Raw genomic sequence first — 24310 nt, 5'->3', positions numbered from 1 at the left:
CCCATGGCTTTTGAATACGCACCGGCGCCCGAGTCGCGCGCGGTCGTCGACATCGCCCCGTCCTACGGGCTCTTCATCGACGGCGAGTTCGCCGACGCCGCCGACGGCAAGGTCTTCAAGACCGTCTCCCCCGCCAACGAAGAGGTCCTGGCCGAGGTGGCCCAGGCGGGCGACGCCGATGTGGACCGCGCGGTCCGGGCGGCCCGCAAGGCGTTCGAGAAGTGGTCGGCGCTGCCCGGCTCCGAGCGCGCCAAGTACCTCTTCCGGATCGCGCGCATCATCCAGGAGCGCTCGCGCGAGCTGGCCGTGCTGGAGTCGCTGGACAACGGCAAGCCGATCAAGGAGTCGCGCGACTTCGACCTGCCGATCACCGCCGCGCACTTCTTCTACTACGCGGGCTGGGCGGACAAGCTCGACCACGCCGGCTTCGGCCCCGACCCGCGCCCGCTGGGCGTGGCGGGCCAGGTCATCCCGTGGAACTTCCCGCTGATGATGCTCGCCTGGAAGATCGCTCCGGCGCTGGCCACCGGCAACACGGTGGTGCTCAAGCCGGCCGAGACCACGCCGCTGTCGGCGCTGTTCTTCGCCGACGTGTGCCGCCAGGCGGGGCTCCCCAGGGGCGTCGTCAACATCGTCACCGGCGACGGCTCCACCGGCGCCGCGCTGGTCGCCCACCCGGACGTCAACAAGGTCGCCTTCACCGGTTCCACCGAGGTCGGCAAGGCCATCGCGCGCGGCGTCGCGGGCACCGACAAGAAGCTGACCCTGGAGCTGGGCGGCAAGGCCGCGAACATCGTCTTCGACGACGCCGCCATCGACCAGGCCGTCGAGGGCATCGTGCGCGGCATCTTCTTCAACCAGGGCCACGTCTGCTGCGCGGGCTCCCGACTGCTGGTGCAGGAGTCGGTGGCCGAGGAGCTGCTGGACTCGCTGAAGCGCCGGATGGGCACCCTGCGGGTCGGCGACCCGCTGGACAAGAACACCGACATCGGCGCGATCAACTCCGCCGAGCAGCTGGCCCGCATCAAGGCGCTGGCCGAGGCCGGCGAGGCCGAGGGCGCCGAGCGCTGGGCCCCGGCCTGCGAGCTGCCGGGCGAGGGCTACTGGTTCGCCCCGACCCTCTTCACCGGGGTCACCCAGGCGCACCGCATCGCCCGCGAGGAGGTCTTCGGCCCGGTCCTTTCGGTGCTGACCTTCCGCACCCCGGAGGAGGCCGTGGAGAAGGCCAACAACACTCCGTACGGCCTGTCGGCGGGCGTCTGGACGGAGAAGGCCAGCCGCATGCTGTGGATGGCGAACAAGCTCCGGGCGGGTGTCGTCTGGTCCAACACGTTCAACCAGTTCGACCCGGCCTCCCCGTTCGGTGGCTACAAGGAGTCGGGCTTCGGCCGCGAGGGCGGCCGTCACGGTCTGGAGGCGTACCTCAATGTCTGATCGTTTGAGCGTCCTCAAGACCTACAAGCTGTTCGTCGGGGGCAAGTTCCCCCGGTCCGAGAGCGGGCGGGTGTACGAGGTGACCGACTCGAAGGGCAAGTGGCTGGCGAACGCCCCGCTGTCGTCCCGCAAGGACGCCCGGGACGCGGTCGTCGCGGCCCGCAAGGCGTTCCCGGGCTGGTCGGGCGCCACCGCGTACAACCGCGGCCAGATCCTCTACCGCGTCGCCGAGATGCTGGAGGGTCGCCGCGACCAGTTCGTCGCGGAGGTCTCCGACGCCGAGGGGCTGTCCAAGTCGAAGGCCGCCGCCCAGGTGGACGCCGCCATCGACCGCTGGGTCTGGTACGCGGGCTGGTCCGACAAGGTCGCCCAGATCGCGGGCGGCGCCAACCCGGTGGCCGGGCCGTACTTCAACCTCTCCACGCCCGAGCCGACCGGCGTCGTGGCGCTGCTGGCCCCGCAGGAGTCGTCCTTCCTCGGCCTGGTGTCGGTGATCGCCCCGGCGATCGTCACCGGCAACACGGTCGTCGTCGTGGCCAGCGAGCACGCCCCGCTGCCCGCGCTGTCCCTGGGCGAGGTGCTCGCGACCTCCGACGTTCCCGGCGGTGTGGTCAACATCCTGTCCGGCAAGACGGCCGAGCTGTCCGGCCCGCTCGCCGCGCACCAGGACGTCAACGCGATCGACCTGGCCGGCGCGGCCGGCGAGCTGCACGGCGAGCTGGCCGTGGCGCTGGAGAAGGCCGCCGCGGACAACCTCAAGCGTGTGGTTCGTCCACAGGCTGTGGACTGGCTCGCGGAGCCGGGCACCGACCGCCTGCTCTCCTTCCTGGAGACCAAGACGGTCTGGCACCCGATCGGGACCTGACCCGGCACCGACCCCGGCACTCCGGGCGCTCCCGGGCGCTCCGGGCAGTCCCGGCGCCTCGCGCGCATACGGCGGCGGCTCCCCTACGGCACACACGCCGTACGGGAGCCGCCGCCGTTTCCGGGCCGGGTCCGGCCGGCCTCAGCCGGGCAGCGCCCTCATCGCGCCGCCCACCAGCGGCAGCTCCCGGAGCTTCGCGCCACGTGTCAGTGGGCCGGTGACGGCGCCGGTGCTCACCGTGGGGAAGTCGGCGATCTGGGTGCCGATCGCGTTGTTGAGCGGGTCGACGGGGGTGTTGGCCAGCGGGTTGGGCTGCGCGTCCTTGACCGGGGAGGCGGCGCTGCTCAGTCCGAACTCCAGCGCCGCCGGCAGCGAGAGCCTGCCCGGCTGCACCTTCGCCTCCCCCATCTCGGGCAGTTGCAGGTCGTCGGCCCTGACGTTGGCCGCGGCGACCCCGGCGACCGGCGCGTTGAGGCTGACCGCCTTGGGCTCCTCGGCCCGTTCGGCCGCCTGCGCGGTCGCCGCCGCCCCGCCGGCCCCCAGGGCCGCCCCGGCCGCCGACACGGCGAACCCGGTGCGGAGCAGCGCCCGCTGGACGAGGCTGGGCTGCGGACGGACGTGACGGGCGCGGTGTCGCGCGTGCCGTGCGGAAGAGGCCATGGCCACCTGCCAGTGTCGGGATGGACGCTCACGGAGTCGCAATGCGTAGTCGTTAAGATGCGGAGCGTAGTTGAGGCGTGCCGGAGCCGTCACTCATGCGCCCCGGATGGTCCCCCGACCGGCGCAATGCCTCACACTGGTATCCCGTGAACTGCCATCCCACCGCCGCCCGCGTCGTCCTGCTGACCGGCCCCTCCGGTTGCGGAAAGTCGTCCCTCGCCGCCCGCACCGGGCTGCCCGTGCTCAATCTGGACGACTTCTACAAGGAGGCCGACGACCCCTCGCTGCCGCACCTGCCGGGGGGCGCGGGGACCGACTGGGACTCCCCGCTGTCCTGGGACGCGGACGCGGCGGTCGCGGCGATCGAGTCGCTGTGCGCCACCGCGCGGGCGGCGGTCCCGGTCTACGACATCGCCACCAGCTCCCGGGTGGGCGAGGAGTTCCTGGAGATCGGCCGCACGCCGCTCTTCATCGCCGAGGGGATCTTCGCCGCGGACATCATCGAGCGCTGCCAGCGGCTGGGCGTGCTGGCGGACGCGTTGTGTCTGCGCGGCCGGCCCAGCACCACCTTCCGGCGGCGGCTGATCCGCGATCTGCGCGAGGGCCGCAAGCCCGCCGGCTATCTGGTGCGCCGCGGCTGGCGGCTGATGCGCGCCGAGCGCGGCATCGTGGCCCGCCAGCGCTCGCTGGGCGCGCACGCCTGCGACAGGGACGAGGCCATGGGCCGCATCGCCGCCGCGGCGGCCGCCGGCCGTACGTACGCGAAGGTCAAGCCGGCGACGACGGCCACCACGGCCCCGACGACGGCCTCCGTGACGGCGCCCGAGACTCCCGCGACCGCGGGCTGACGTCCGCCCGGGCCCGGCCGGGCCGCGAACGGAACCCGGAGACCCGACGCCCGGCGACCCGGCGACCCGCGACCCGGCGACCCGCGACCCGGCGGCCAGCGCACGGCAACCGGATCGCCGGTGAACCCCGGTGCCCGGCCGCTGGACTACCGCCGGACCGCCGGTGAACCCCGGCGTACGGCTGCCGGGCGACCGGCTCCCGCTCCACGACCGCGGACACCGCGAACCCCCGCGCCCCCGCGCCCCCGCGCCCCCCGCCGGAGGCGAACACGCACAAGAGCGGGACCGGGCAGACCCCCGTCTGCCCGGTCCCGCTCTTTCACTTGCTCCCGTCACTCCCCCGAATGACGGGCCCCCGTTTCCCCCGTGACCTTCGGCGTGTCAGGCGACGAGCTCGCCGAAGGACTCCTCCTGGTCCCGGCCGAAGCTCAGGACGTCGTCCTCGCGCAGCCGGCGCAGCGAGCGCCAGATGCTGCTCTTGACCGTTCCGACGCTGATGTTCAGGATGTCGGCGATCTCCGGGTCCGTACGACCCTCGTAGTAGCGCAGGACGAGCATGGTGCGCTGCGTCTCGGGCAGCCGGGCGAGCGCCTGCCAGAGCACCGCGCGCAGCTCGGTGCCGCGCATCGCGTCGGTGTCGCCCGCCGTCTCCGGCAGCTCCTCCGTCGGGTACTCGTTCAGCTTGCGCCGTCGCCAGGCGCTGATGTGCAGGTTGGTCATGGTGCGGCGCAGATAGCCGCCGACGGCCGCCTTGTCGCTGATCCGGTCCCAGGCCCGGTAGGTCGAGAACAGCGCGCTCTGCAGCAGGTCCTCGGCCTCGAACCGGTCACCGGTCAGGTGGTAGGCGGTGGCGTACAGGGAGGCGCGTCGCTCCTGCACATAGGCGGTGAACGCCGCTTCGGTGTCCTCCGACTGCGTGCTGGAGCGCCGTTCCCCCGTGGCCTCCCCGTACGCGATTCCCCCGTTACCCCCGGTACCCCCCTGAGTGCCGTTACCCCCGTGGCCCCCCGTGGCCCCCGTAACGGCCCCCGTTACCCCCGTTGCGTCAATGGCCACCATGTAAGGAGGCCGCTGACGCCCGGCGCCGCGAGCGCACCCCCGCCCGCTCACGGCACCGGACTTCTCCATGCTCCGGCCGGCGTCGTGGAGGCGCGTGCGAACTGCGCTGGTAGCAGTGCTGTGCAGTGTGTTCATCTCGCGCCCCCCGTCGGTGGAGCCTGCTTGATCCGCTGGCTTCCCGGGCTGCCGTCCTCCCGGTGCACTAAAGACTGCCGGGCCAGTTTCATCGCGTTGTCCGCCGACTGTCACAGACCTGTCACAGGAGGAGGTGCTGTGCAGACCTGTCACCTCGGCGCCTGACGGTCGAACTACAGGCCCTTAGTAGGTCAGAATGACCAAGTGCCTTTCCTGTTGCTGATCGAGGACGATGACGCCATCCGCACGGCCCTCGAACTCTCCCTGACCCGCCAGGGCCACCGTGTGGCGACCGCGGCGACGGGGGAGGACGGTCTGAAGCTGCTGCGCGAGCAGCGGCCGGACCTGATCGTGCTGGATGTGATGCTGCCGGGGATCGACGGATTCGAGGTGTGCCGCCGCATCCGGCGTACCGACCAGCTGCCGATCATCCTGCTGACCGCACGCAGCGACGACATCGACGTCGTGGTCGGGCTGGAGTCCGGAGCGGACGACTACGTGGTGAAGCCGGTGCAGGGGCGGGTGCTGGACGCCCGCATCCGGGCCGTGCTCCGGCGCGGCGAGCGCGAGGCCAACGACTCCGCGTCGTTCGGCAACCTGGTGATCGACCGCTCGGCGATGACCGTCACCAAGAACGGGGAGGACCTGCAGCTCACGCCGACCGAGCTGCGACTCCTGCTCGAACTCAGCCGCCGGCCGGGCCAGGCGCTCTCCCGACAGCAGCTGCTGCGGCTGGTCTGGGAGCACGACTACCTCGGCGACTCGCGGCTGGTCGACGCCTGTGTGCAGCGCCTGCGGGCGAAGGTGGAGGACGTGCCGTCGTCGCCGACGCTGATCCGTACCGTCCGCGGCGTCGGCTACCGGCTGGACGTACCGCAGTGACCTCGACAGTCTCCGCGACCGGCGCCCCGACGAGGCCCGCGTCGCCGGATCACCCGGGTGGGGAAAGCAAGCATTGAACACTGAGAGTGAAGAGCCCAGCCGCGCCCGCGGCTGGGCCGCCGGGCTGTTGCAGTGGATGAGCCTGCGGCTGCGGCTGATGCTCGTGTTCGCGCTGGTGGCGCTGGCGGCCGCGGTGTCGGCCTCGGCCATCGCGTACTGGCTGAACCGGGACGCGGTGCTGACCCGCACCCAGGACGCGGCGCTGCGGGAGTTCCGCAAGTCGCTGAAGGACACCACGGATTCGCTGCCGCGCGTCCCCGACTGCTCGGATCTGCGCAGCGCCGCGGAGAAGATGGCGGACAACACCCAGAAGTACGAGGTGTTGCTGATCGCCACCACGCACGACGGCAAGAAGTGCATGGCGGCGTCGAAGAGCACCCTGCTCTCGTTGGACGTGGTGCCCAAGACGCTGCGTACGCAGGTGAACGAGAAGCGTGAGGTCAACAGCTCCAACAGCGCTCCGTACCATCTGTACTGGCAGCGGATCACCGTCGACGGCACGCCCTATCTGGTGGGCGGCGCGAAGGTGATCGGCGGCGGGCCCACCGGCTACCTGATGAAGTCGCTGGACAACGAGCGCCAGGACCTGAACTCGCTGGCCTGGTCGCTGGGGATCGCCACCGCGCTGGCGCTGATCGGCTCCGCGCTGCTGGCGCAGGCCGCCGCGGCCACGGTGCTGCGACCCGTGCAGCGGCTCGGCGAGGCCGCCCAGCGGTGGGGCGAGGGACAGCTGGACACCCGCCTCCAGGTGTCGGGCGCGGACGAGTTGGCGAACCTGTCGCGCACCTTCAACCGCACCGCGGAGCGGCTGCAGCAGCGGGTGGAGGAGCTGAGCGCCCGGGAGGCGGCCAGCCGGCGCTTCGTCGCCGACATGTCGCACGAGCTGCGGACGCCGCTGACCGCCATCACCGCCGTCACGGAGGTGCTGGAGGAGGAGGCCGACGCGCTCGACCCGATGATCGCGCCCGCGGTGCAACTGGTGGTGAGCGAGACCCGGCGGCTCAACAACCTGGTGGAGAACCTGATGGAGGTCACCCGCTTCGACGCGGGGACCGCCCGGCTGGTGCTGGACGACGTCGACGTCGCGGACCAGGTGACGGCGTGCGTCGACGTGCGGGCCTGGCTGGACGCGGTGGAGCTGGACGCGGAGCGCGGGATGATGGCCCGGCTCGACCCGCGCCGGCTGGACGTGATCCTGGCCAACCTCATCGGGAACGCGCTCAAGCACGGCGGTTCGCCGGTGCGGGTCTCGGTGCGTACCGAGGGCGACGAGCTGGTGATCAAGGTGCGGGACCACGGTCCGGGCATCCCCGAGGACGTGCTGCCGCACGTCTTCGACCGCTTCTACAAGGCCAGCGCCTCCCGGCCGCGTTCGGAGGGCAGCGGGCTGGGGCTGTCGATCGCCCTGGAGAACGCGCACATCCACGGTGGCGAGATCACCGCGGAGAACTCCCCCGACGGCGGCGCGGTGTTCACCCTCCGCCTGCCCCGGGACTCCTCGCCGTCGCCGGCCGCGGAGGCCAAGCCCGGCCAGCCAGGTCCGTCGGGGCAGGAGGCCGGGCCGGCGTCCGGCACGGCCGTCGGCGGCAGCGGCGGCGGCGACGGCTCCGCGGGCGGTACGGACAAGGGCGGCGCGAGCGCCGGAGGCGGCGGCGGTGCCGGCGGCGCGGCGGGCAAGGAGAAGACGCTATGAGCCGATGGCCCATACGGGCGACGTCGACCCGACCGGGTGCGAGCGACCGAGGTGCGACCCGGCCGGGCGCGGGCGACCGACGTGTGGCCCGGCGGCGCGGGGCGATGGTCGCCGCCGCGCTCGGCGCGCTCGCCATGACGGCCCTCGCCGGGTGCGGGATCCGCGGCACCGCGGTCCCGGTGGACGCCGGGGCCGCCCCCTCGCGCGCCTCGTGTGACGCGCCCGAGGGGAAGCCCACCACGCGGCCGGCCGTCCGCGGCTCGGCCACCGTCTACCTGGAGTGCCTCTCGCAGGTGCAGCCGGTGGACCGGGGTGAGCGGCCGGCGGGCGCGTCGATGTCCACCGATCCGGCGCAGGTCGCCCGCGCCCTGCTGGCCGAGCTGCGGCAGCGGCCGTCGGCGGCCGAACGCAAGGCGGGGTACGGCACCGAGGTGCGCGCGGGCCTCACCGTCTCCGGTCCCGCGAAGGGCGACCCGGACGAGGCCCTGCGGATGAGCAGCCGACCGGAGGAGCTGCCCTCGACCGCGCTGGCACAGATCATCTGCACCTACGCCAGCTCCCCGGCGACCTCCGACGCCGACCGCCAGGTGGTGTTGGGCGGTCCGGACCGCGATGATCCGCTGCGCCGCTACGCCTGCACGGAGGCGCTGCGGGAGCACCCCGAGAGCGCGCTGAGCTCGGGCACGCCGCTGTCCTGAGGACCGGGCCGGGCCTCGTCATATGGCGGTGGCGTCGGCCATTTGGCCTGATCGCGCCGGTGTGCCGGGCTCGGCACACCGGCCGCGCTTTTGACCCGACGCGTCGGTAACAGCACTGTGACCAGCGCGGTGCCCACGGAACCGGGAGCCGCGGGGCAGACGTCATGTCAGGCGTGCAGGGTCATGGTTCCGGCCGCAAGGCCGCATTCCGCTTCCGCGCGGCGGGCTTCGTACTTCTCGCCGCTCACCTTTCGTATGTCTGCTGGGCGATCCTGCGCCCGCTCGACGTGCCCTATGTGACCCCGGTGTCCCTGAAGCCGCTGTCGAGCATCCGCGCGGATCTCGAGCTCGGGCCGCGGGAGGCCGTGCGCAGCATGGGCCGCGAGCTGCTGCTGCTGGCCCCGCTGGGGGTGCTGCTGCCGCTGGCCGCGGGGCGGGTGGCGGCGCGCCGGCTCACCTCGCTGGCCCGTACGGTCTTCACCGGCGCGATGATCTCGCTCACCGTCGAGGTGTTGGACAGCAGGGCCACCGGCCAGGTCGTCAACATCGACACGGTGCTGCTCAACACCGCCGGAGTGGCGCTGGCGCACCTGGCCGTGGTGCCCGCCGTCAGGGGTTGGCTACGCCGCCGGGCGGACCGCCGGGAACCGGCGGCCCTCCCTCGGGACGAGGAGCCGCGACCGGTGACCCCGAGGATCTCCAGGGTCGCCATCGCCCCGTGGAGCGACGCCTTGTCCGGTGCCCGCCCCTACCGTTGAGGACATCGAGCCACCGCGCCCCGCGTCGTGGGCGGGACGCGCGTTCACGAAGGAGTCGCTCATGTCCGCCGCACTCGTACGCCCCCGACACAACCGCAGGATCGCCGGCGTCTGCGCGGCGCTGGCCCAGCGCTTCGGGATGTCCGCCAAGACCATGCGGGTGATCTTCGTCGTCTCGTGTCTGCTGCCGGGCCCGCAGTTCCTGCTCTATCTGGCGCTGTGGGCGCTGCTGCCCGGGGAGAAGGCGTACCGCGAGGCGTGGTGACGCCGGCGCCGCGGGGCGATGCCCCCCGCGGCAGTCGGTGACCGCCCGGCGGGGATGACCCGCGGCGGGCTGTGACCCGGGCCGGCCCGCGCCGGTCAGGCCCCGAGCTTCTTGATCTGCTTGTCGACGACTTCCTGCGGCACCGGATAGCCGGCCGTCAGGTGCCGCAGGTCCAGGGCGGTGAAGGTGGCGATGGTCGCGTCCGACCGGACGGCGACGAAGTGCATGACGATCTTCTGCCCCTGGGACACGGCGGTCATGGTGTAGGCGACGGTGTCGTCGGCCCGCGTCGGGACGTCGAGGGTGCGCACCTCGCCGTAGCCCACAGTGTTGCCGTCGAGGGTGGTGTCGAAGCCCTCGCCGCACGCGGCCAAAGCCGCCTCGAGGTCACGCATATAGGACTTGGCGTCCGCGGCGTCGTAGGTGCTGAGCGCGGTGGTGACGCCCTTGGCCGGGTCGGCCTTGGCGTTGACGCCGCGCCGCACGGTCTCCCGCGCGGCCGCGCTGGGCTTGTCACCGGTGGCGTCGGCCAGCGGCTGGCACTCGGGGTCGCTGGAGGTGGGCTGACCGCTGGCCCAGCCCTCGGGCTTGCCCTGGTTGACGGTGTAGTCGGCGAGGTCGGCGCCGGCGATGATCAACCGGTCGAGCGGCGAGGGGCCGGCCGGGGCGCTGCTGGCCCCCTTGTCGCCCCTGTCCCCGCCGCCTCCCGAGCCGCCCTTGTCCTCGTCGCCGTCCGAGCCGGCGCAGGCGGTGGTCAGCGCCAGCGCGGCCATGGTCAGCAGGGCAGCCAGGCCCGTCGTCTTCCTCGCACGCTTGCGCACGTGACGTTCACACCCCGTTGTCTGTCGCGTTGTTCGGCCCGACTCTCGCCCGGGCGGGGCGTACGCGTGCCGTCATCTGCCGGATCCTGACATATGACGCGGGGGCCGCACACCCTGAGCGGGTGTGCGGCCCACCACTTCGTGACGCGGCGTGGTCGTCCCTCGGCCCGACAGGGGAGCGCGCCGCGTCGAGCGGGGTGCGCGGCGCCTCAGCCCAGGAGTCCGCCGCCGGGCAGGCTGTTGGTGGGCAGGCTGTTGGCGACGGGCAGGCCGCCGAGCAGGCCCTTCTTCGCGGGCTGCTGCGGCTGGGCGGCCTGCTGCGGCTGCGCCGCCTGCTGGGGGTACTGCGGCTGGGCGGCCTGCTGCGGCTGCTGGGACTGCGCGGGGTGGTGGGCGTGCTGGCCCGTCTCGCCCGGCCTGGCGGCGGGCTGCGCCGGCTTGGCGGCGGGCTGGCCGGGCTTGGCGGCCGGCTTGCCCTTCTTGCCGTGCTGGGCCTTGGCCTGCTCGATCTCCTTGCCCGTCTTGTGCTGGAGCTGCTTCTTGTACGCGGCCTTCTGCTCGGTGACCTCGTGACGCTCCAGGGCCCCGGCGACGGGGTCGGCGAAGCTGTGGACGTTGGGACCGGCCGCCGCGGCGGTTCCGGCTCCGGCGGCGACAGCGGCGGCTCCGAGCGCGACGACTCCGAGGGTCTTGATGGTTCCGTGCTTCATGAATTCAGTCCTTGCTGCGGAGAACTTGAGCGACACAAAAAACTAGCCACCGAATTGCTCGCGCCGCAAACCACAAGGCCCAAACAGCGAAAACGGCCGGGGGGTATTCCGCCGGCCGTTTTCCTTCATTTTCCTCTTATCTGCTCTCAGCCCTCATCGGTGGCAGACGCACTGGTCACGGCCGTGGTCGCGGCGGCCTGCCGGAACAGCCATTCGGACTTCAGCTCGGCATATCCCGGCTTGATGACGTCATTGATCATGGCAAGACGTTCACCGAAAGGAATGAATGCGGACTTCATCGCATTAACGGTAAACCACTGCATGTCATCGAGCGTGTAACCGAAGGTGGAGACCAGGTGCTCGAATTCCCGGCTCATGCTGGTGCCGCTCATGAGGCGGTTGTCGGTGTTCACCGTGGCACGGAAGTGCAGTCGGCGCAGCAGGCCGATGGGGTGCTCGGCGTAGGAGCTCGCGGCGCCGGTCTGCAGGTTGGAGGTGGGGCACATCTCCAGCGGGATGCGCTTGTCGCGCACATAGCTGGCGAGCCGGCCGAGCTGGACGGTGCCGTCCTCGGCGACCTGGATGTCGTCGATGATGCGGACGCCGTGGCCGAGCCGGTCGGCGCCGCACCACTGGAGCGCCTGCCAGATCGAGGGCAGCCCGAAGGCCTCACCGGCGTGGATGGTGAAGTGGTTGTTCTCCCGCTTGAGGTACTCGAAGGCGTCGAGGTGGCGGGTGGGGGGGAAGCCGGCCTCCGCGCCCGCGATGTCGAAGCCGACGACGCCCAGGTCCCGGTAGCGGTTGGCCAGCTCCGCGATCTCCAGGGCGCGGGCGGCGTGCCGCATCGCGGTGAGCAGCGCGCCGACGCGGATCCGGTGACCGTTGGCCTTGGCTCGACGCTCACCCTCCCGGAAGCCCTCGTTCACGGCCTCGACGACCTCTTCGAGGGTCAGCCCCGCCTCCAGGTGCTGCTCGGGGGCGTACCGCACCTCGGCGTAGACGACGCCGTCCTCCGCGAGGTCCTCGGCGCACTCGGCGGCGACCCGGACCAGCGCCTCGCGGGTCTGCATGACGGCGCAGGTGTGGGAGAAGGTCTCCAGGTAGCGCTCGAGCGAGCCGGAGTCGGCGGCCTCCCGGAACCAGACGCCGAGCTTGTCCGGCTCGGTCTCCGGCAGGGCGTCATAGCCGACCTCGCGGGCGAGGTCGATGATGGTGCCGGGGCGCAGCCCGCCGTCGAGGTGGTCGTGGAGCAGCACCTTGGGCGCACGGCGGATCTGGTCGGAGGTGGGGCGTTCGTTGTTCGAGCTCGTCGTCATCTTCGCACCATAGCCCCTACGCGCGTAGATCGCCCGCGATAGATACGCAACAGTGACCGCGCGCGGGGTGGTGTACACCGCCCCTTCTGCCATCGTTCTGCCATGGCTCAGCAAACGTTGGCGGAACGCGGGGCCCGGCTCGGGCGCCCGATGGGCGCGGCGGGCGCCGGACGCACCGTACACGGCGTGGTGCTGCGGCTCCCCCCGGGCAGGTCGGAGGGGACCGGTCGGCCCTCCCCGCTGGCCGCCGCGCGGGTGCGGCCGCTGGCCCGGCACCTGGTGAAGGCGGCCCGACACGAGGGGCTGACCGCGCACGTCGTCCACTACCGCTTCCGGGGCTGGAACGGCTCCTCGGCCCACCCGGCCGACGACGCCCGCTGGGCCGCCGACGAGGTGGTGCGCCGCTACGGCGACGTGCCCGTCTGCCTGGCCGGCCACGGCATGGGCGCCCGGGCCGCCCTGCACGCCGCCGACCACCCCGCGGTCGCCTCGGTGCTGGCCCTGTCCCCCTGGTTCCCCGAGCCGGACGCGGCGCGGACCCCCGACCCGGTCCGCCAGCTCATCGGCCGTCAGGTCCTGATCGCCCACGGCACCAACGACGAGCGCACCGATCCCGACCTCTCCTACCGCCTCGCCGAGCGCGCCAAGAAGGTCAACCGCGACGTGTGCCGCTTCGAGGTGCACTCCGACGGTCACCACCTCCACCAGCACCACGCCGAAGTCCAGGCCCTCGCCGCCGACTTCCTCCTCGGCTCCCTCTTCGCGCACTCCTTCTCGCGCCCCGTCGCGGACGCCTTCGCCGCCCCGCCCCCACTCGGCCTGCGGATGCCGCTGGCCGCGGGCTTCGGCCGGGCGCTGCGGCGCTGAGACGGCGCGCCCGAGGAGGCCGAGGGATCCCCGAGGAGCCCCAAGGAGGCCCCGGGCGGAGGCCGAGGCGGCCGGCAACGCGGCTCAGCGGGGCAGCAGTTGGCCGCGCCGACTGAGGAGGAAGCGCTTGAAGGCGGCGACGGGCGGGGTGTCGGGGTGGCCGTCGAGCCAGGCGACGCCGATCTCGCGGACGGCGCGGGGAGCGGTCACGGTGAGCTCGGCGACGCCGGGCCGGGGGACGGCGGGCGGCGGCAGCAGGGCCACGCCGAGACCGGCGGCGACCAGGCCGCGAAGGGTCTCGGCCTCCTCCCCCTCGAAGGCGATCCGGGGGGTGAAGCCGGCCTCGGCGCACAGCGCGTCGGTGATGCGACGCAGTCCGTAGCCGGGTTCCAGGGTGACGAAGAGCTCCGCGGACGCCTCGGCGAGCCGGATCCGCTTGCGGCCGGCCAGACGGTGGTCCTCAGGGACGACGAGGCGGAGCTTCTGTTCGTCGAGGCGGCGGGCGACCAGGTCGGGGGCGTCGGGGACGGGCGAGGTCAGACACAGGTCGAGGTCGCCCGCGCGCATCCGTTCCAGCATGGCCTCGCCGTAGTTCTGCACGAGTTGGAAGCGCACCCGGGGGTGGTCGACGCGGAAGGCGCGGATCAGCCCGGGTACGGTCTCCCAGCCGAGGGTGTGCAGAAAGCCGAAGGCGACCTTGCCGGCGGCCGGGTCGGCGTCGGCGCGCACCGACTCGGCGGCGCGGTCGACCTCGGCGAGCGCGCGCTCGGTGGAGACGAGGAAGGCGCGCCCGGCGGGGGTGAGCGCCACGGCCCGCCCGCGCCGGGCGAACAGCGCGACGCCCAGGTCCTGTTCGAGCCGAGCCATGGCGCGACTGAGCGTGGACTGGGGCATGCCGAGCTCATGGGCGGCGCGGGTGACGTGCTCGTGCCGGGCGACGGCGGCGAACTGCGCCAGCCGCGGGGCGAGCGTCGCCGCCCAGGACTCCGAGTCGACATCCGTGGCCTCGTTCGTCACGGTGGTGTCTTTTCCGTTGCTGACGCGTGACACCCGACGCGCTGACCTCTGCTCATGCCGCACAGCATCGATTATCGAGGTTTTGTGCATTGGACGCATGAGCTGTCGATCTCTACCGTCGGATACATGCCTCCTGCAGATACCAAGGCGTCCACCGGAACACCCGTGGACGCCGGCTCCTCGTCTTCCGCCGCCTCCGCGGCCTCTTGCTCCTCTGCCGGCTCTTCCGCCGACTCCTCTGCCGGCTCTGCTCCCTCCTCTGCTTCCTCCGCGGGTCGGTTGCAGCCCGGTGAGCCCGGCTACCGCCGGATGAGCTTCGCCCTCTTCGCCGCCGGAGTCGCCGCCTTCGCGCTGCTCTACTCCACCCAGGCCCTGCTCCCCGCGATCTCCGCGGACCTCGGGGTGACGGCCGATCAGGCGAGCTGGACCGTGTCCGCCGCCACCGGCGCGCTGGCGCTGGCCGTGCTTCCGCTGAGCGTCCTCTCCGAGCGGTTCGGACGGCGGGCGATGATGACCGCCTCGCTGTCTGTCGCCGCCTTCGTGGCGCTGCTGATCCCGCTCGCCCCCGGGCTGGGCTGGCTGATCGCGCTCCGCGCGGTGCAGGGCGTGGCGCTGGCCGGGCTGCCGGCCTCGGCGATGGCGTACCTGGCGGAGGAGGTACGCCCCAAGGCGCTGGTGGGCGCGATCGGGCTGTTCGTGGCGGGCAACAGCATCGGTGGCATGTCCGGCCGCATCCTCACCGGCTGGGTGGCCCAGGTCTGGGGATGGCGGGCGGGGCTCGCCGCGGTGGGGCTGCTGGCCGTCGCCTCCGCCGTCGCCTTCCGGCTGCTGCTGCCCAAGGCCCGGAACTTCACCCCGAGCCCGGTCAGCCCGCGCGCGCTGGCCCGGACCGTCGCCGGGCATCTGACCGACGCGCTGCTCTGCCGGCTGTACGCCATCGGCGCACTGTTCATGACGGTCTTCGGCGCCGTCTACACGGTCATCGGCTACCGACTCGCCGGCGAGCCCTTCGGGCTGCCGCAGGGCGTGGTCGGCTCCATCTTCCTCGTCTACCTGGTCGGCACCGCCTCCTCGGCCGCCGCCGGGCAGCTGGTCGGCCGGCTCGGCCGACGCGGCGCGCTCTACCTGGCGGTGGGCACCACGGCGGCGGGTCTGCTGCTCACCCTGTCGACCTCGCTGGCCGCCGTACTGCTGGGGCTGGTCCTGATCACCGCCGGCTTCTTCGCCGGGCACGCGGTCGCCTCGTCCTCCGTCAGCCGTGCCGCGCACACCGGCCGGGCGCAGGCCTCCGCCCTCTACCAGAGCGCGTACTACATCGGCAGCAGCGTGGGCGGCGCCCTCGGCGCGCTCGCCTTCCGCGCCGCCGGCTGGGAAGGCACGGTCGTCCTCGGCCTGTTCGCCATGGCCGCGGCCGCCGGGATCACCCTCTACGCCACCCGCAAGGCCCTGGTCGAGCGGCGCCTGGTCGCCGCGTCCCCGGTCCGCGCCGCGCGGCCGGTGGTGGTGCGCCACTGACGCCGGCGACGGCCGGCGGTGACGAGTGACACCGCCGGCGGTCGGCTGCGGCGAGGGGGCGGGTCCGGTGCCGGACCCGCCCCCTCGCTCCGTCTCTCCACGCCGGCGGCCGTGTCCGCGCCTCCCGGCCGGCGGCGCGGCTCAGTCCGCCGCGCCCGCCCGCTCCCGCCCCGCTCCCTTGGTCCACCGCGGCAGCGGCCTCGTCAGGATCGGCGGGGCTCCCTCATGACGGCACATCAGGGCGGCGGGGTCGTACGGGGGTGGCTGGAGGGTGTAGCCGCTGGGACAGGGCGAGGCCGGGTCGCCCTGGGGTCCGCGCTCGCCGGGCTCGCCGGGTTCACCGGGCTCGCCCTGCGGGCCGCGCTCCCCCGCGGGTCCGGGTGGGCCCGCGGGGCCGGACGGGCCGACGGCGCCCGGGAGACCGTCGGTTCCGGGTGCCCCGGCCGGGCCGGCCACGCCCGCCGGGCCGTCGGGGCCGGAGGGCCCGGTCGGACCGACGGGGCCGATGGCGCCCCGGGCGCCGGACGGGCCGGGCCCGCCCCGGCCCCCACGGGGCCCGCGCTCGCCGTGGGCCCCCGGTGCGCCGGGCGATCCCGGGGTGCCCGCCGCCACGGCGGGCACCGGGACGCTCACCCGCGACACCAGGTCGCGCACCGCCTCCGCGGGGTCGGGGGCGGCCGGGGTGTCGCCATGGGCCCGAACCTGGTCGCGCAGCGTCCGTACGTCCCGGGCCAGCGTGGACAGGGCCACTCCCCGCCGGTCGGCCTCGGCCGCCATCGCGTCCGCGCGGCGGTCCCCGGCGTTGATCCGCGCCCAGAGGATCACCGCGACCCCGGACAGGGCGAGGAGCACGCACACGAGAACGATGCCGCGCCAACGAAACGCGAGCAGCCGCTCGATCCGGGTCACGGGGTCCCTCCGAGTCGGTGATTGTCCATCCGCAGCCGGGCGATCTCGGTCTGGTCCGCCGTGCGTTGCGCGATCAGCTCGGCAAGCTTGGTGTCCCGTTCCGCGAGCTGCCGCTCCAGCCGGTCGCGTTCCGCCTGGAGTTTCTCGGTCAGGCTGGAGTATCCGGTCAGCGCGTTCTCACCGCGCTTCCCCAGGTACGCCGCCACGGCCGCGCCCAGGACCCCGACGGAGGCCAGGAACGAGCCGAACAAGGTCACGGTGGCATCCACGCGACTGCCTCCTTCCGAGCGCCCCCGGCACGCACCCCCCGGCCCTCAACTCCTTGTAACGAGTTATCGGAAAATAAGTGACGACACATGACAGAAGTGGACCGATTGGAGTCATTGTCAGACTGCGTCGCGGCCGACTGGTCATCAGCATCCCCGGAACCGGGGGGACTCCGGGAGCGCGGCAGCCGCCGCCCCGGGGAGCCGGCCGGTGCCCGGCCAAGGCCCGACCAGGGCCCGACCAGGGCCGGGCCGGTGGCCGAATCGGGACCCGGATCGGGGCCGGATCGGGGCCGGATCGGGGCCGGAAACGACGACGGGACCGGTGGTGGTCCACCGGTCCCGTTCACCCCCAGGGGGGAGATCCCTCGGGGAGGGAGACTCGCCCGTCCGGGCGCGTCGGATTGCTCCGGATCAGGCGATCCGGTCCAGCACGATCGGCGCGGCCGTGAAGTCCGTGCCCGCCGGGGCGTACTCCGCGGCGCCCGCCAGGGCCTCCAGGGCGTACTCGAACTTCTCCGGGGTGTCGGTGTGCAGGGTCAGCAGCGGCTGGCCCGCGGTGACCGTCTCGCCGGGCTTGGCGTGGATCTCGATGCCGGCGCCGGCCTGCACCGGGTCCTCCTTGCGGGCGCGGCCGGCGCCCAGGCGCCAGGCGGCGACGCCGACGGCGTAGGCGTCGAGCTTGCTGAGCACACCGGACTCGGCGGCCGTGACGACGTGCCGCTCCCGGGCGACCGGCAGCTCGGCGTCCGGGTCGCCGCCCTGCGCGGCGATCATGCGGCGCCAGTGGTCCATCGCGGAGCCATCGGCCAGCGCCTTGGCCGGGTCGGCGTCGGGCAGGCCGGCGGCGACGAGCATCTCGCGCGCCAGGGCGACGGTCAGCTCGACGACGTCCGCCGGGCCGCCGCCGGCGAGCACCTCGACGGACTCGCGGACCTCGAGGGCGTTGCCCGCGGTGAGGCCCAGCGGGGTGGACATGTCGGTGAGCAGCGCGACGGTCTTGACGCCGTGGTCGGTGCCGAGGCCCACCATGGTGCTCGCCAGCTCGCGGGCGGCGTCGATGTCCTTCATGAAGGCGCCGGAGCCGACCTTGACGTCGAGCACCAGCGAGCCGGTGCCCTCGGCGATCTTCTTGGACATGATGGAGGAGGCGATCAGCGGGATCGCCTCGACCGTGCCGGTCACGTCGCGCAGCGCGTACAGCTTCTTGTCGGCCGGGGCCAGCCCGTCGCCGGCCGCGCAGATCACCGCGCCGACGTCGCTCAGCACGCCCAGCATCTCGTCGTTGGAGAGCAGCGCCCGCCAGCCCGGGATGGACTCCAGCTTGTCCAGGGTGCCGCCGGTGTGGCCGAGGCCGCGGCCGGAGAGCTGCGGCACGGCCGCGCCGCAGGCGGCGACCAGCGGGGCCAGCGGCAGCGTGATCTTGTCGCCGACGCCGCCGGTGGAGTGCTTGTCGGCGGTCGGGCGGGACAGCGAGGAGAAGTCCATCCGCTCGCCGGAGGCGATCATCGCGGCGGTCCAGCGGGCGATCTCGGCCCGGTCCATGCCGTTGAGGAAGATCGCCATGGCGAGTGCGGACATCTGCTCGTCCGCGACCACGCCACGCGTGTAGGCGTCGATGATCCAGTCGATCTGGCCGTCGGTCAGACGGCCGCCGTCACGCTTGGTGCGGATGACGGAAATGGCGTCCATGGGTCGGGCTGCCTTTCTGGACGGGAATGAGCGCGTTCGAAGCGCAAAGATGCCGGCAAACGGGCGTTTTACGCGTGTAGATATCGGGGCTGAGAAGATCAGCGTTCCAGATCGGCGGGGCCGAAGGCGTCCGGCAGCAGCTCGGCCAGCCGCCGCACCCCCGTCGAGGTCTCCACCAGCAGTTCGGGGCCGCCGTGCTCCCACAGCAGCTGGCGGCAGCGGCCACACGGCATCAGCACATCGCCGTTGCGGTCGCAGCAGGTGAAGGCCGTCAGCCGGCCGCCGCCGGTGGCGAACAGCTCGCCGACCAGACCGCACTCGGCGCACAGGGCCACCCCGTAGGAGGCGTTCTCCACATTGCAGCCGGAGACGATCCGGCCGTCGTCGACATAGGCCGCCGCGCCCACCGGGAAGCCGGAGTAGGGGGCGTAGGCCCGGGACATGGCGTCCCGGGCCTGCGCGCGCAGCGCCTCCCAGTCGTGGGGAGACTCGGTCACTTGCCCTGTCCCTTGCGGTAGGGCCTGCCGTTCGCCTTGGGCATCCGTAGCCGCTGTGCGGCCAGCGCCATGACCAGCAGGGTGACGATGTACGGGGTCGCGCTGACCAGCTCGCTGGGCACGGTGTCGGTCAGCAGGTACCAGACCAGCAGGACCGCGCCGGCGACGGCGTTGATCGCCGCGGCCACCATGGCCTTGCGGTACACCTTCCACGCCGCGAAGAGCAGCAGCGCGATGCCGGCGATGAGCAGCAGCGCGTGCACGGTCGGGCCGCCGTTGCGCAGCTGGAGCGCGTCGGAGTAGCCGAACAGGCCCGCGCCCATCGCCAGGCCGCCCGGGCGCCAGTTGCCGAACAGCATCGCGGCGAGGCCGATGTAGCCGCGGCCACCGGTCTGGCCCTCGTTGTAGATGTGCGAACGGACCAGGGCGAGGAACACGCCGCCGAGGCCGGCGAGCGCGCCGGAGGTGACCACGGCCGCGTACTTGTACAGGTAGACGTTGACGCCCAGGGACTCGGCGGCGGTCGGGTTCTCACCGCAGGACCGCAGCCGCAGACCGAAGGAGGTCTTCCACAGCACGAAGAAGGTGCCGATGACCAGGGCGATCGCCAGCACGGTCAGCACCGAGACGTTGGTGACCAGGCCGCCGAGGATGCCGGCGACGTCGGAGACGACGAACCAGTGCTCGTCCTCGATGTCCTGGAGCCAGTCGGACAGTCCCGGCACGGTGATCGTGGGCAGGTCGTCCACCTGGGGCGACTGCTTGGGGCTGCCGCCCTGGTCGCTCAGCGGACCGAACCACGCCTTGGCGAGGTAGGTGGTGGCGCCCAGCGCCAGGATGTTGATCGCCACACCGGAGACGATGTGGTCGACACCGAAGGTGACGGTGGCGATGGCGTGCACCAGGCCGCCGACCGCGCCGCCGAGGACGCCGGCGAGGACGCCCACCCAGGGGCTGGTCTGGTAGCCCGCCCAGGCACCGAAGAAGGTGCCGAGGATCATCATGCCCTCAAGGCCGATGTTGACCACGCCGGCCCGCTCGGCCCAGAGGCCGCCGAGACCCGCCAGACCGATCGGCACCGCCATGGAGAGCGCGGCGGCGACCTGGTCGGAGGAGGTGATGGTGTAGAAGGCGGGCTTATCGCCGGAGGAGACGAGCGCGGTCACCACGGAGAGCAGGACCAGCCCGCCCGCGATGAGCAGCAGCACCTTGGCGAAGGTCAGCTTGTGGTGGATCTTGGTCTGAACCGCCGTGGCGGACTTCGGGGTGGTGGAAGTCGTGGCCATTACGCTGCCGCCTCCTGCTTCTTGGCCTGCGCGGCGAGCTCGGCGCCGACCTTCTGCTGCTGGCGCTTGAGGCCGTAGCGGCGCACCAGTTCGTACGCGATGACGACGCACAGGACGATGACGCCCTGCATGACGCCGACGATCTCCCGGTCGTACCCCTCGAACTCCAGGCGGCCCGCGCCGCGCTCCAGGAAGCCCCACAGCAGGGCGGCCAGCGCGATGCCGACCGGGTTGTTGCGGCCCAGCAGCGCGATGGCGATGCCGGTGAAGCCGATGCCGGCCGGGAAGTCGGAGCTGTACTGGTGGGCGTCGTTGAGCAGCACCGGCATGCCGACGAGGCCGGCGACCGCGCCGGACAGCAGCATGGAGGTGATGATCATGCGCTTGACGTTGACACCGCTGGCGTCGGCGGCGGACTCGGAGCGGCCCACCGCGCGCAGGTCGAAGCCGAAGCGGGTGCGGCCCAGCAGGAACCAGAAGCCGACGCCGGCGAGCACCGCGACGACGATGAAGCCCCAGATCGGGTCCAGCCCGGGACCGGCCGGGATGGTGAAGAAGTGGCTGGACTCCGGCAGCGGGTCGGTGGAGACGATGTTGGTGTCCTTGTCCAGGACACCGAGCCGCCCGTCGACCAGCAGATAGCTGATGAGGATGCCGGCGAGGGCGTTCAGCATGATCGTGCTGATCACCTCGCTGACGCCGCGGTAGACCTTGAGCAGCGCGGCGATGGAGGCCCACATCGCGCCGACCAGCATCGCGACCAGGATGATCAGCGGGATCTGTACGAAGCCGGGCAGCTCCAGCGCGCCGCCGAGGACGGCCGCGAAGAAGGCGCCGAGCCGGTACTGGCCGTCCACACCGATGTTGAACAGGTTCATCCGGAAGCCGACGGCCACCGCGAGACCCGCGAGGAAGTACGTCGTCGCCTTGTTCAGGATGTAGACCTGACTGTCGGACTTGAAGCCGTACTCGAACATGATGCTGAAGGCGTTGAACGGCTCCTTGCCCGTCGCCGCCAGCACCAGGGCGGTCAGCAGGAAGGCGGCGGCCAGCGCGAGCGCCGGGGCCGCGACCGCCAGGAGCATCCGCTCCTTGTCGAATTTCTTCATCGGTCCTCTCCCCCAGCGTCCTCGGCACCGTCTTCCTGGTGTTCGAGATGGCCGGAAGCCGCGCCGGTCATGGCCGAGCCCAGCTCCTCAGGGGTGATCGTGGCGGGATCGGCGTCGGCGACCAGGCTGCCCCGGTACATGACGCGCAGGGTGTCGGACAGGCCGATCAGCTCGTCCAGGTCGGCGGAGATCAGCAGCACCGCCAGTCCTTCACGGCGCGCCTCGCGGATCTGGTCCCAGATCTGCGCCTGCGCGCCGACGTCCACACCGCGCGTGGGGTGCGCGGCGATCAGCAGCTTGGGGTGGTGGCTCATCTCACGGCCGACGATCAGCTTCTGCTGGTTGCCGCCGGAGAGCGAGGCCGCGGTGACCTCGATGCCGGGGGTGCGGACGTCGTACTCGGCCACGATCCGCTCGGTGTCACGGCGGGCGGCACTCGGGGCGAGGATGCCCCGCTTGCTGTTGGGCGCCTCGGTGACGTGCCCCAGGATGCGGTTCTCCCAGAGCGGGGCCTCCAGCAGCAGGCCGTGCCGGTGGCGGTCCTCGGGGATGTAGCCGATGCCGTCCTCACGCCGCTTGCGGGTGGGGGTGTGGCTGATGTCGGCGCCGTCCAGGGTGACGGTGCCCCGGTCGGGGTCGCGCATGCCCATGACCGCCTCGACCAGTTCGGCCTGGCCGTTGCCCTCCACACCGGCGATGCCCAGGACCTCGCCCTTGTGGATGGTGAAGGAGATCTCGTTGAGGACGGCCCGCTCCACGCCGTCGACGTCCCGGGCCTGCAGGTGCAGACCCTCCACGACGAGCATCGGGGTGTCGGTGACCGTGGACTCGCGGGTCTCCGGGGTGGGCAGCTCGCTGCCGACCATGAGCTCCGCGAGCTGCTTGGGGGTGGTCTCGGCGGGGACCGCGGTGCCCACCGTGGTGCCGCGCCGGATGACGGTGATGTCGTCGGCGACCGAGAGCACCTCGCCCAGCTTGTGGGAGATGAAGATGACGGTCAGACCCTCGGCCTTGAGCTCGCGCAGGTTGTCGAAGAGCGCCTCGACCTCCTGCGGCACCAGCACCGCGGTCGGCTCGTCCAGGATGAGGATCCGGGCGCCGCGGTAGAGCACCTTGAGGATCTCCACCCGCTGCCGGTCGGCCACGCCGAGGTCCTCGACCAGCGCGTCGGGGCGCACACCCAGGCCGTACGCGTCCGAGATCTCCTGGATCTTGGCGCGGGCCTTGGAGCCGATGCCGTGCAGCTTCTCCGCGCCGAGGACGACGTTCTCCAGCACGGTGAGGTTGTCGGCGAGCATGAAGTGCTGGTGGACCATGCCGACACCGCGGGAGATGGCGTCACCCGGGGAGTGCAGCTCCACCAGCTCGCCGTTGATCGCGATGGTGCCCTCGTCGGGACGCTGCATCCCGTAGAGGATCTTCATCAGGGTCGACTTGCCCGCGCCGTTCTCGCCCATGAGGGCGTGCACGGTGCCACGGCGCACGGTGATGTCGATGTCGTGGTTGGCGACCACTCCGGGGAACCGCTTGGTGATTCCGCGCAGTTCTACGGCGACGCCTGAGGCGTCGACGGGTGGCTCGCCCGTGGTAGCGCTAGCGGCTTTGATGGCGCACTCCTGAGGATGGGGCGGGTCCGCCCGGGCGGGGGACGGGCGGGCGGGTTCTACGGGGGACGGACGCGGCACGGACCCGGGGAGACGGCACCCCCCAGGTCCGGACACACTTCATTTTTGACGCGCGGCGGCCGGCCCTCATGTCGAGCGGCGGCCGGCCCCCGCGGCAGACGGGTGACGGCCCGGCGGAGCGGCCCCGGAGGCGGGCCGTGTCCGCTGGGCCGTTCAGCCCTGCGGCCGTGATCAGCCCTTGTAGGTGTCGACGACCTTGATCTTGCCGTCGATGATCTTCTTCTTCGCCTCTTCGATCTTCGGCTTGATGTCGTCGATGAAGCCGCCGGAGTAGGAGACGTCGACGCCACCCTTCTTCAGGGAGTAGACCTGAACGCCGGTGAGCGGCTTCTTGTCCTTGACGACGCTCTTGACGAAGTCGTAGACGCCACCGTCGACCTGCTTGAGCGCGGAGGTCAGGATGGAGTTCTTGTAGTTCTGCAGGCCCTTGTCGAAGTACTGGTCACCGTCGACGCCGATGGACCAGGTGCCCTTCTTCTTCGCCGTGGCCTCGATCGCGCCGGCGCCGGAGGAGCCCGCCGCGGAGTAGATCACGTCGACGTCCTTGGACAGCATGCCCTCGGCGATGTCCTTGCCGCGGTCCGGCATGCCGAAGCCCTTGGGGGTGCTGTCGACCCACTGGACGTCCAGGCTGGCCTTCGGGTTGGTGTCCTTCAGGCCCTGCTCGAAGCCGCCCGCGAACTTCTTGATCAGCGCGCTGTTGGTGCCGCCGATGAAGCCGACCTTGTCGGTCTTGGTCTTCAGGCCGGCCGCGACGCCCGCCAGGTAGGAGGACTCGTGCTCGGTGAAGACGATGGAGGCGACGTTCTTGGCCTCGACGACCGAGTCGACGATCGCGAAGTCGGTGTTCGGGTACTTCTTCGCCGCCTTGGCCAGGGCCGGGGTGTAGGCGTAGCCGACGCCGATGACCGGGTTGTAACCGGCGTCGGCGAGGTCGGCGAGCTTCTGGTAGCGGTCGGCGTCGGTGTCGCCGTCCTTGGCCGTCAGCTCCTTGCCCCCGATCCCCAGGTCCTCCTTGGCCTTGTCGAAGCCCTTGGCGGCGGAGTCGTTGAACGAGTGGTCACCGCGGCCGCCGACGTCGAACGCAAGGCCGATGCCCTTGTCCTTGCTGCCTTCGTCGGAGCTGCTACCACAGGCGGTGACGGAAAAAGCGAGAGCCGCGGTGGCGATGCCCGCGACAGCGATAGTGGATACCCGGCGCACGAGGGGTCCCCTTCGGCTAGAAGCGCCTCCGTTGGCGCTGGTTTCGCGGAATCGTAACGC

Annotated in this window: 24 protein-coding genes; 10 read left to right on the top strand and 14 right to left on the bottom strand. The window is 72.1% G+C overall.

Annotated features, from left to right (window positions below):
* Positions 1–3: 3 nt before the first annotated feature.
* A complete protein-coding gene (locus CD790_RS24250) occupies positions 4–1434 on the top strand; it encodes an aldehyde dehydrogenase family protein (protein WP_144385439.1) in 1431 nt (476 codons plus the stop codon).
* Positions 1427–2299 (top strand): aldehyde dehydrogenase, encoded by an 873-nt coding sequence (locus CD790_RS24245; RefSeq protein WP_144385438.1) that lies wholly within the window; start codon positions 1427–1429, stop codon positions 2297–2299. Before CD790_RS24250 ends, CD790_RS24245 begins: the two co-directional genes overlap by 8 nt.
* 141 nt (positions 2300–2440) lie before the next feature.
* On the opposite strand, the gene CD790_RS24240 is transcribed toward CD790_RS24245, so the two are convergent.
* Positions 2441–2959 carry a hypothetical protein gene (locus CD790_RS24240; protein WP_186319203.1) on the bottom strand — a complete coding sequence of 173 codons (519 nt, stop codon included), beginning with the start codon at positions 2957–2959 and terminating at the stop codon, positions 2441–2443.
* A gap of 95 nt (positions 2960–3054) precedes the next feature.
* Between CD790_RS24240 and CD790_RS24235 the strand changes: the two genes are divergently transcribed.
* Positions 3055–3807, top strand: a complete 753-nt coding sequence (locus CD790_RS24235) for a uridine kinase (RefSeq protein ID WP_260867842.1) — start codon at positions 3055–3057, stop codon at positions 3805–3807.
* A 381-nt stretch (positions 3808–4188) separates the two neighbouring features.
* Here the strand turns inward: CD790_RS24235 and CD790_RS24230 are convergent, their stop codons facing one another.
* Positions 4189–5001, bottom strand: coding sequence for a SigE family RNA polymerase sigma factor (locus CD790_RS24230; protein WP_144385437.1), 813 nt, complete (start codon positions 4999–5001; stop codon positions 4189–4191).
* A gap of 204 nt (positions 5002–5205) precedes the next feature.
* Between CD790_RS24230 and afsQ1 the strand changes: the two genes are divergently transcribed.
* The 5 genes from afsQ1 to CD790_RS24205 all read left to right on the top strand — a co-directional run bounded on the left by afsQ1 (position 5206) and on the right by CD790_RS24205 (position 9357).
* Positions 5206–5883 carry a two-component system response regulator AfsQ1 gene (afsQ1, locus tag CD790_RS24225; protein WP_144385436.1) on the top strand — a complete coding sequence of 226 codons (678 nt, stop codon included), beginning with the start codon at positions 5206–5208 and terminating at the stop codon, positions 5881–5883.
* Between the two features lie 136 nt (positions 5884–6019).
* The gene (locus tag CD790_RS24220) at positions 6020–7636 is read left to right on the top strand and encodes a cell wall metabolism sensor histidine kinase WalK (protein ID WP_144385465.1); all 1617 of its coding nucleotides are present in this window, start codon (positions 6020–6022) and stop codon (positions 7634–7636) included.
* A complete protein-coding gene (locus tag CD790_RS24215) occupies positions 7633–8334 on the top strand; it encodes a hypothetical protein (protein WP_260867833.1) in 702 nt (233 codons plus the stop codon). Before CD790_RS24220 ends, CD790_RS24215 begins: the two co-directional genes overlap by 4 nt.
* A 173-nt stretch (positions 8335–8507) precedes the next feature.
* Positions 8508–9092 (top strand): VanZ family protein, encoded by a 585-nt coding sequence (locus CD790_RS24210; protein WP_144385435.1) that lies wholly within the window; start codon positions 8508–8510, stop codon positions 9090–9092.
* A gap of 61 nt (positions 9093–9153) precedes the next feature.
* Positions 9154–9357 carry a PspC domain-containing protein gene (locus CD790_RS24205; protein WP_144385434.1) on the top strand — a complete coding sequence of 68 codons (204 nt, stop codon included), beginning with the start codon at positions 9154–9156 and terminating at the stop codon, positions 9355–9357.
* Positions 9358–9452: 95 nt separating this feature from the next.
* Here the strand turns inward: CD790_RS24205 and CD790_RS24200 are convergent, their stop codons facing one another.
* The 3 genes from CD790_RS24200 to CD790_RS24190 form a co-directional block, all read right to left on the bottom strand.
* Positions 9453–10178: a sensor domain-containing protein gene (locus CD790_RS24200; RefSeq protein ID WP_144385433.1), complete on the bottom strand. Its 726-nt coding sequence runs from the start codon at positions 10176–10178 to the stop codon at positions 9453–9455.
* A gap of 209 nt (positions 10179–10387) precedes the next feature.
* Entirely contained in the window at positions 10388–10888 is a 501-nt protein-coding gene (locus CD790_RS24195) for a hypothetical protein (protein WP_144385432.1), read from the bottom strand.
* A 146-nt stretch (positions 10889–11034) separates the two neighbouring features.
* Positions 11035–12204 carry an adenosine deaminase gene (locus tag CD790_RS24190; RefSeq protein ID WP_144385431.1) on the bottom strand — a complete coding sequence of 390 codons (1170 nt, stop codon included), beginning with the start codon at positions 12202–12204 and terminating at the stop codon, positions 11035–11037.
* A 102-nt stretch (positions 12205–12306) separates the two neighbouring features.
* Between CD790_RS24190 and CD790_RS24185 the strand changes: the two genes are divergently transcribed.
* The gene (locus CD790_RS24185; protein WP_144385430.1) at positions 12307–13071 is read left to right on the top strand and encodes an alpha/beta hydrolase; all 765 of its coding nucleotides are present in this window, start codon (positions 12307–12309) and stop codon (positions 13069–13071) included.
* Between the two features lie 84 nt (positions 13072–13155).
* Here the strand turns inward: CD790_RS24185 and CD790_RS24180 are convergent, their stop codons facing one another.
* Positions 13156–14178, bottom strand: coding sequence for a LysR family transcriptional regulator (locus CD790_RS24180; protein WP_399218130.1), 1023 nt, complete (start codon positions 14176–14178; stop codon positions 13156–13158).
* Between the two features lie 36 nt (positions 14179–14214).
* Here CD790_RS24180 and CD790_RS24175 point away from each other — a divergent pair, with 36 nt between their 5' ends.
* Positions 14215–15603, top strand: coding sequence for an MFS transporter (locus CD790_RS24175; RefSeq protein WP_144385428.1), 1389 nt, complete (start codon positions 14215–14217; stop codon positions 15601–15603).
* 141 nt (positions 15604–15744) lie between these two features.
* Here the strand turns inward: CD790_RS24175 and CD790_RS24170 are convergent, their stop codons facing one another.
* From CD790_RS24170 to CD790_RS24135, 8 genes are all read right to left on the bottom strand, one after another.
* Positions 15745–16512 (bottom strand): collagen-like protein, encoded by a 768-nt coding sequence (locus CD790_RS24170; RefSeq protein WP_222108301.1) that lies wholly within the window; start codon positions 16510–16512, stop codon positions 15745–15747.
* A complete protein-coding gene (locus CD790_RS24165) occupies positions 16509–16781 on the bottom strand; it encodes a hypothetical protein (protein WP_144385427.1) in 273 nt (90 codons plus the stop codon). Before CD790_RS24165 ends, CD790_RS24170 begins: the two co-directional genes overlap by 4 nt.
* Positions 16782–17192: 411 nt before the next feature.
* A complete protein-coding gene (locus tag CD790_RS24160) occupies positions 17193–18470 on the bottom strand; it encodes a thymidine phosphorylase (protein ID WP_144385426.1) in 1278 nt (425 codons plus the stop codon).
* A 98-nt stretch (positions 18471–18568) separates the two neighbouring features.
* Entirely contained in the window at positions 18569–18967 is a 399-nt protein-coding gene (locus tag CD790_RS24155) for a cytidine deaminase (protein WP_260867830.1), read from the bottom strand.
* A complete protein-coding gene (locus CD790_RS36145) occupies positions 18964–20253 on the bottom strand; it encodes an ABC transporter permease (RefSeq protein ID WP_144385425.1) in 1290 nt (429 codons plus the stop codon). Before CD790_RS36145 ends, CD790_RS24155 begins: the two co-directional genes overlap by 4 nt.
* On the bottom strand, positions 20253–21362 hold the full coding sequence (locus CD790_RS24145; protein ID WP_144385424.1) for an ABC transporter permease: 1110 nt from the start codon (positions 21360–21362) through the stop codon (positions 20253–20255). Before CD790_RS24145 ends, CD790_RS36145 begins: the two co-directional genes overlap by 1 nt.
* Positions 21359–22969: an ABC transporter ATP-binding protein gene (locus CD790_RS24140; RefSeq protein ID WP_260867841.1), complete on the bottom strand. Its 1611-nt coding sequence runs from the start codon at positions 22967–22969 to the stop codon at positions 21359–21361. The genes CD790_RS24145 and CD790_RS24140 overlap by 4 nt, the downstream gene beginning before the upstream one ends.
* A 249-nt stretch (positions 22970–23218) precedes the next feature.
* Entirely contained in the window at positions 23219–24250 is a 1032-nt protein-coding gene (locus CD790_RS24135; protein WP_144385422.1) for a BMP family protein, read from the bottom strand.
* Positions 24251–24310 lie beyond the last annotated feature (60 nt).

Origin of the sequence: Streptomyces sp. SAJ15, assembly GCF_007595705.1 — a bacterium.
Lineage (GTDB): Bacteria > Actinomycetota > Actinomycetes > Streptomycetales > Streptomycetaceae > Streptomyces.
Note: the sequence above shows the minus strand (reverse complement) of the source record. Positions and strands in the feature narration are given on the sequence as shown.

What these genes read in the sequence shown, in the direction of transcription:
- CD790_RS24250 (WP_144385439.1), top strand. Translation starts at nt 4, where the DNA reads ATGGCTTTTGAATACGCACCGGCGCCCGAGTCGCGCGCGGTCGTCGAC.
- CD790_RS24245 (WP_144385438.1), top strand. Translation starts at nt 1,427, where the DNA reads ATGTCTGATCGTTTGAGCGTCCTCAAGACCTACAAGCTGTTCGTCGGG.
- CD790_RS24240 (WP_186319203.1), bottom strand. Translation starts at nt 2,959, where the DNA reads ATGGCCTCTTCCGCACGGCACGCGCGACACCGCGCCCGTCACGTCCGT.
- CD790_RS24235 (WP_260867842.1), top strand. Translation starts at nt 3,055, where the DNA reads ATGCGCCCCGGATGGTCCCCCGACCGGCGCAATGCCTCACACTGGTAT.
- CD790_RS24230 (WP_144385437.1), bottom strand. Translation starts at nt 5,001, where the DNA reads ATGAACACACTGCACAGCACTGCTACCAGCGCAGTTCGCACGCGCCTC.
- CD790_RS24220 (WP_144385465.1), top strand. Translation starts at nt 6,020, where the DNA reads ATGAGCCTGCGGCTGCGGCTGATGCTCGTGTTCGCGCTGGTGGCGCTG.
- CD790_RS24215 (WP_260867833.1), top strand. Translation starts at nt 7,633, where the DNA reads ATGAGCCGATGGCCCATACGGGCGACGTCGACCCGACCGGGTGCGAGC.
- CD790_RS24205 (WP_144385434.1), top strand. Translation starts at nt 9,154, where the DNA reads ATGTCCGCCGCACTCGTACGCCCCCGACACAACCGCAGGATCGCCGGC.
- CD790_RS24195 (WP_144385432.1), bottom strand. Translation starts at nt 10,888, where the DNA reads ATGAAGCACGGAACCATCAAGACCCTCGGAGTCGTCGCGCTCGGAGCC.
- CD790_RS24190 (WP_144385431.1), bottom strand. Translation starts at nt 12,204, where the DNA reads ATGACGACGAGCTCGAACAACGAACGCCCCACCTCCGACCAGATCCGC.
- CD790_RS24185 (WP_144385430.1), top strand. Translation starts at nt 12,307, where the DNA reads ATGGCTCAGCAAACGTTGGCGGAACGCGGGGCCCGGCTCGGGCGCCCG.
- CD790_RS24180 (WP_399218130.1), bottom strand. Translation starts at nt 14,178, where the DNA reads ATGCACAAAACCTCGATAATCGATGCTGTGCGGCATGAGCAGAGGTCA.
- CD790_RS24175 (WP_144385428.1), top strand. Translation starts at nt 14,215, where the DNA reads ATGCCTCCTGCAGATACCAAGGCGTCCACCGGAACACCCGTGGACGCC.
- CD790_RS24160 (WP_144385426.1), bottom strand. Translation starts at nt 18,470, where the DNA reads ATGGACGCCATTTCCGTCATCCGCACCAAGCGTGACGGCGGCCGTCTG.
- CD790_RS36145 (WP_144385425.1), bottom strand. Translation starts at nt 20,253, where the DNA reads ATGGCCACGACTTCCACCACCCCGAAGTCCGCCACGGCGGTTCAGACC.
- CD790_RS24145 (WP_144385424.1), bottom strand. Translation starts at nt 21,362, where the DNA reads ATGAAGAAATTCGACAAGGAGCGGATGCTCCTGGCGGTCGCGGCCCCG.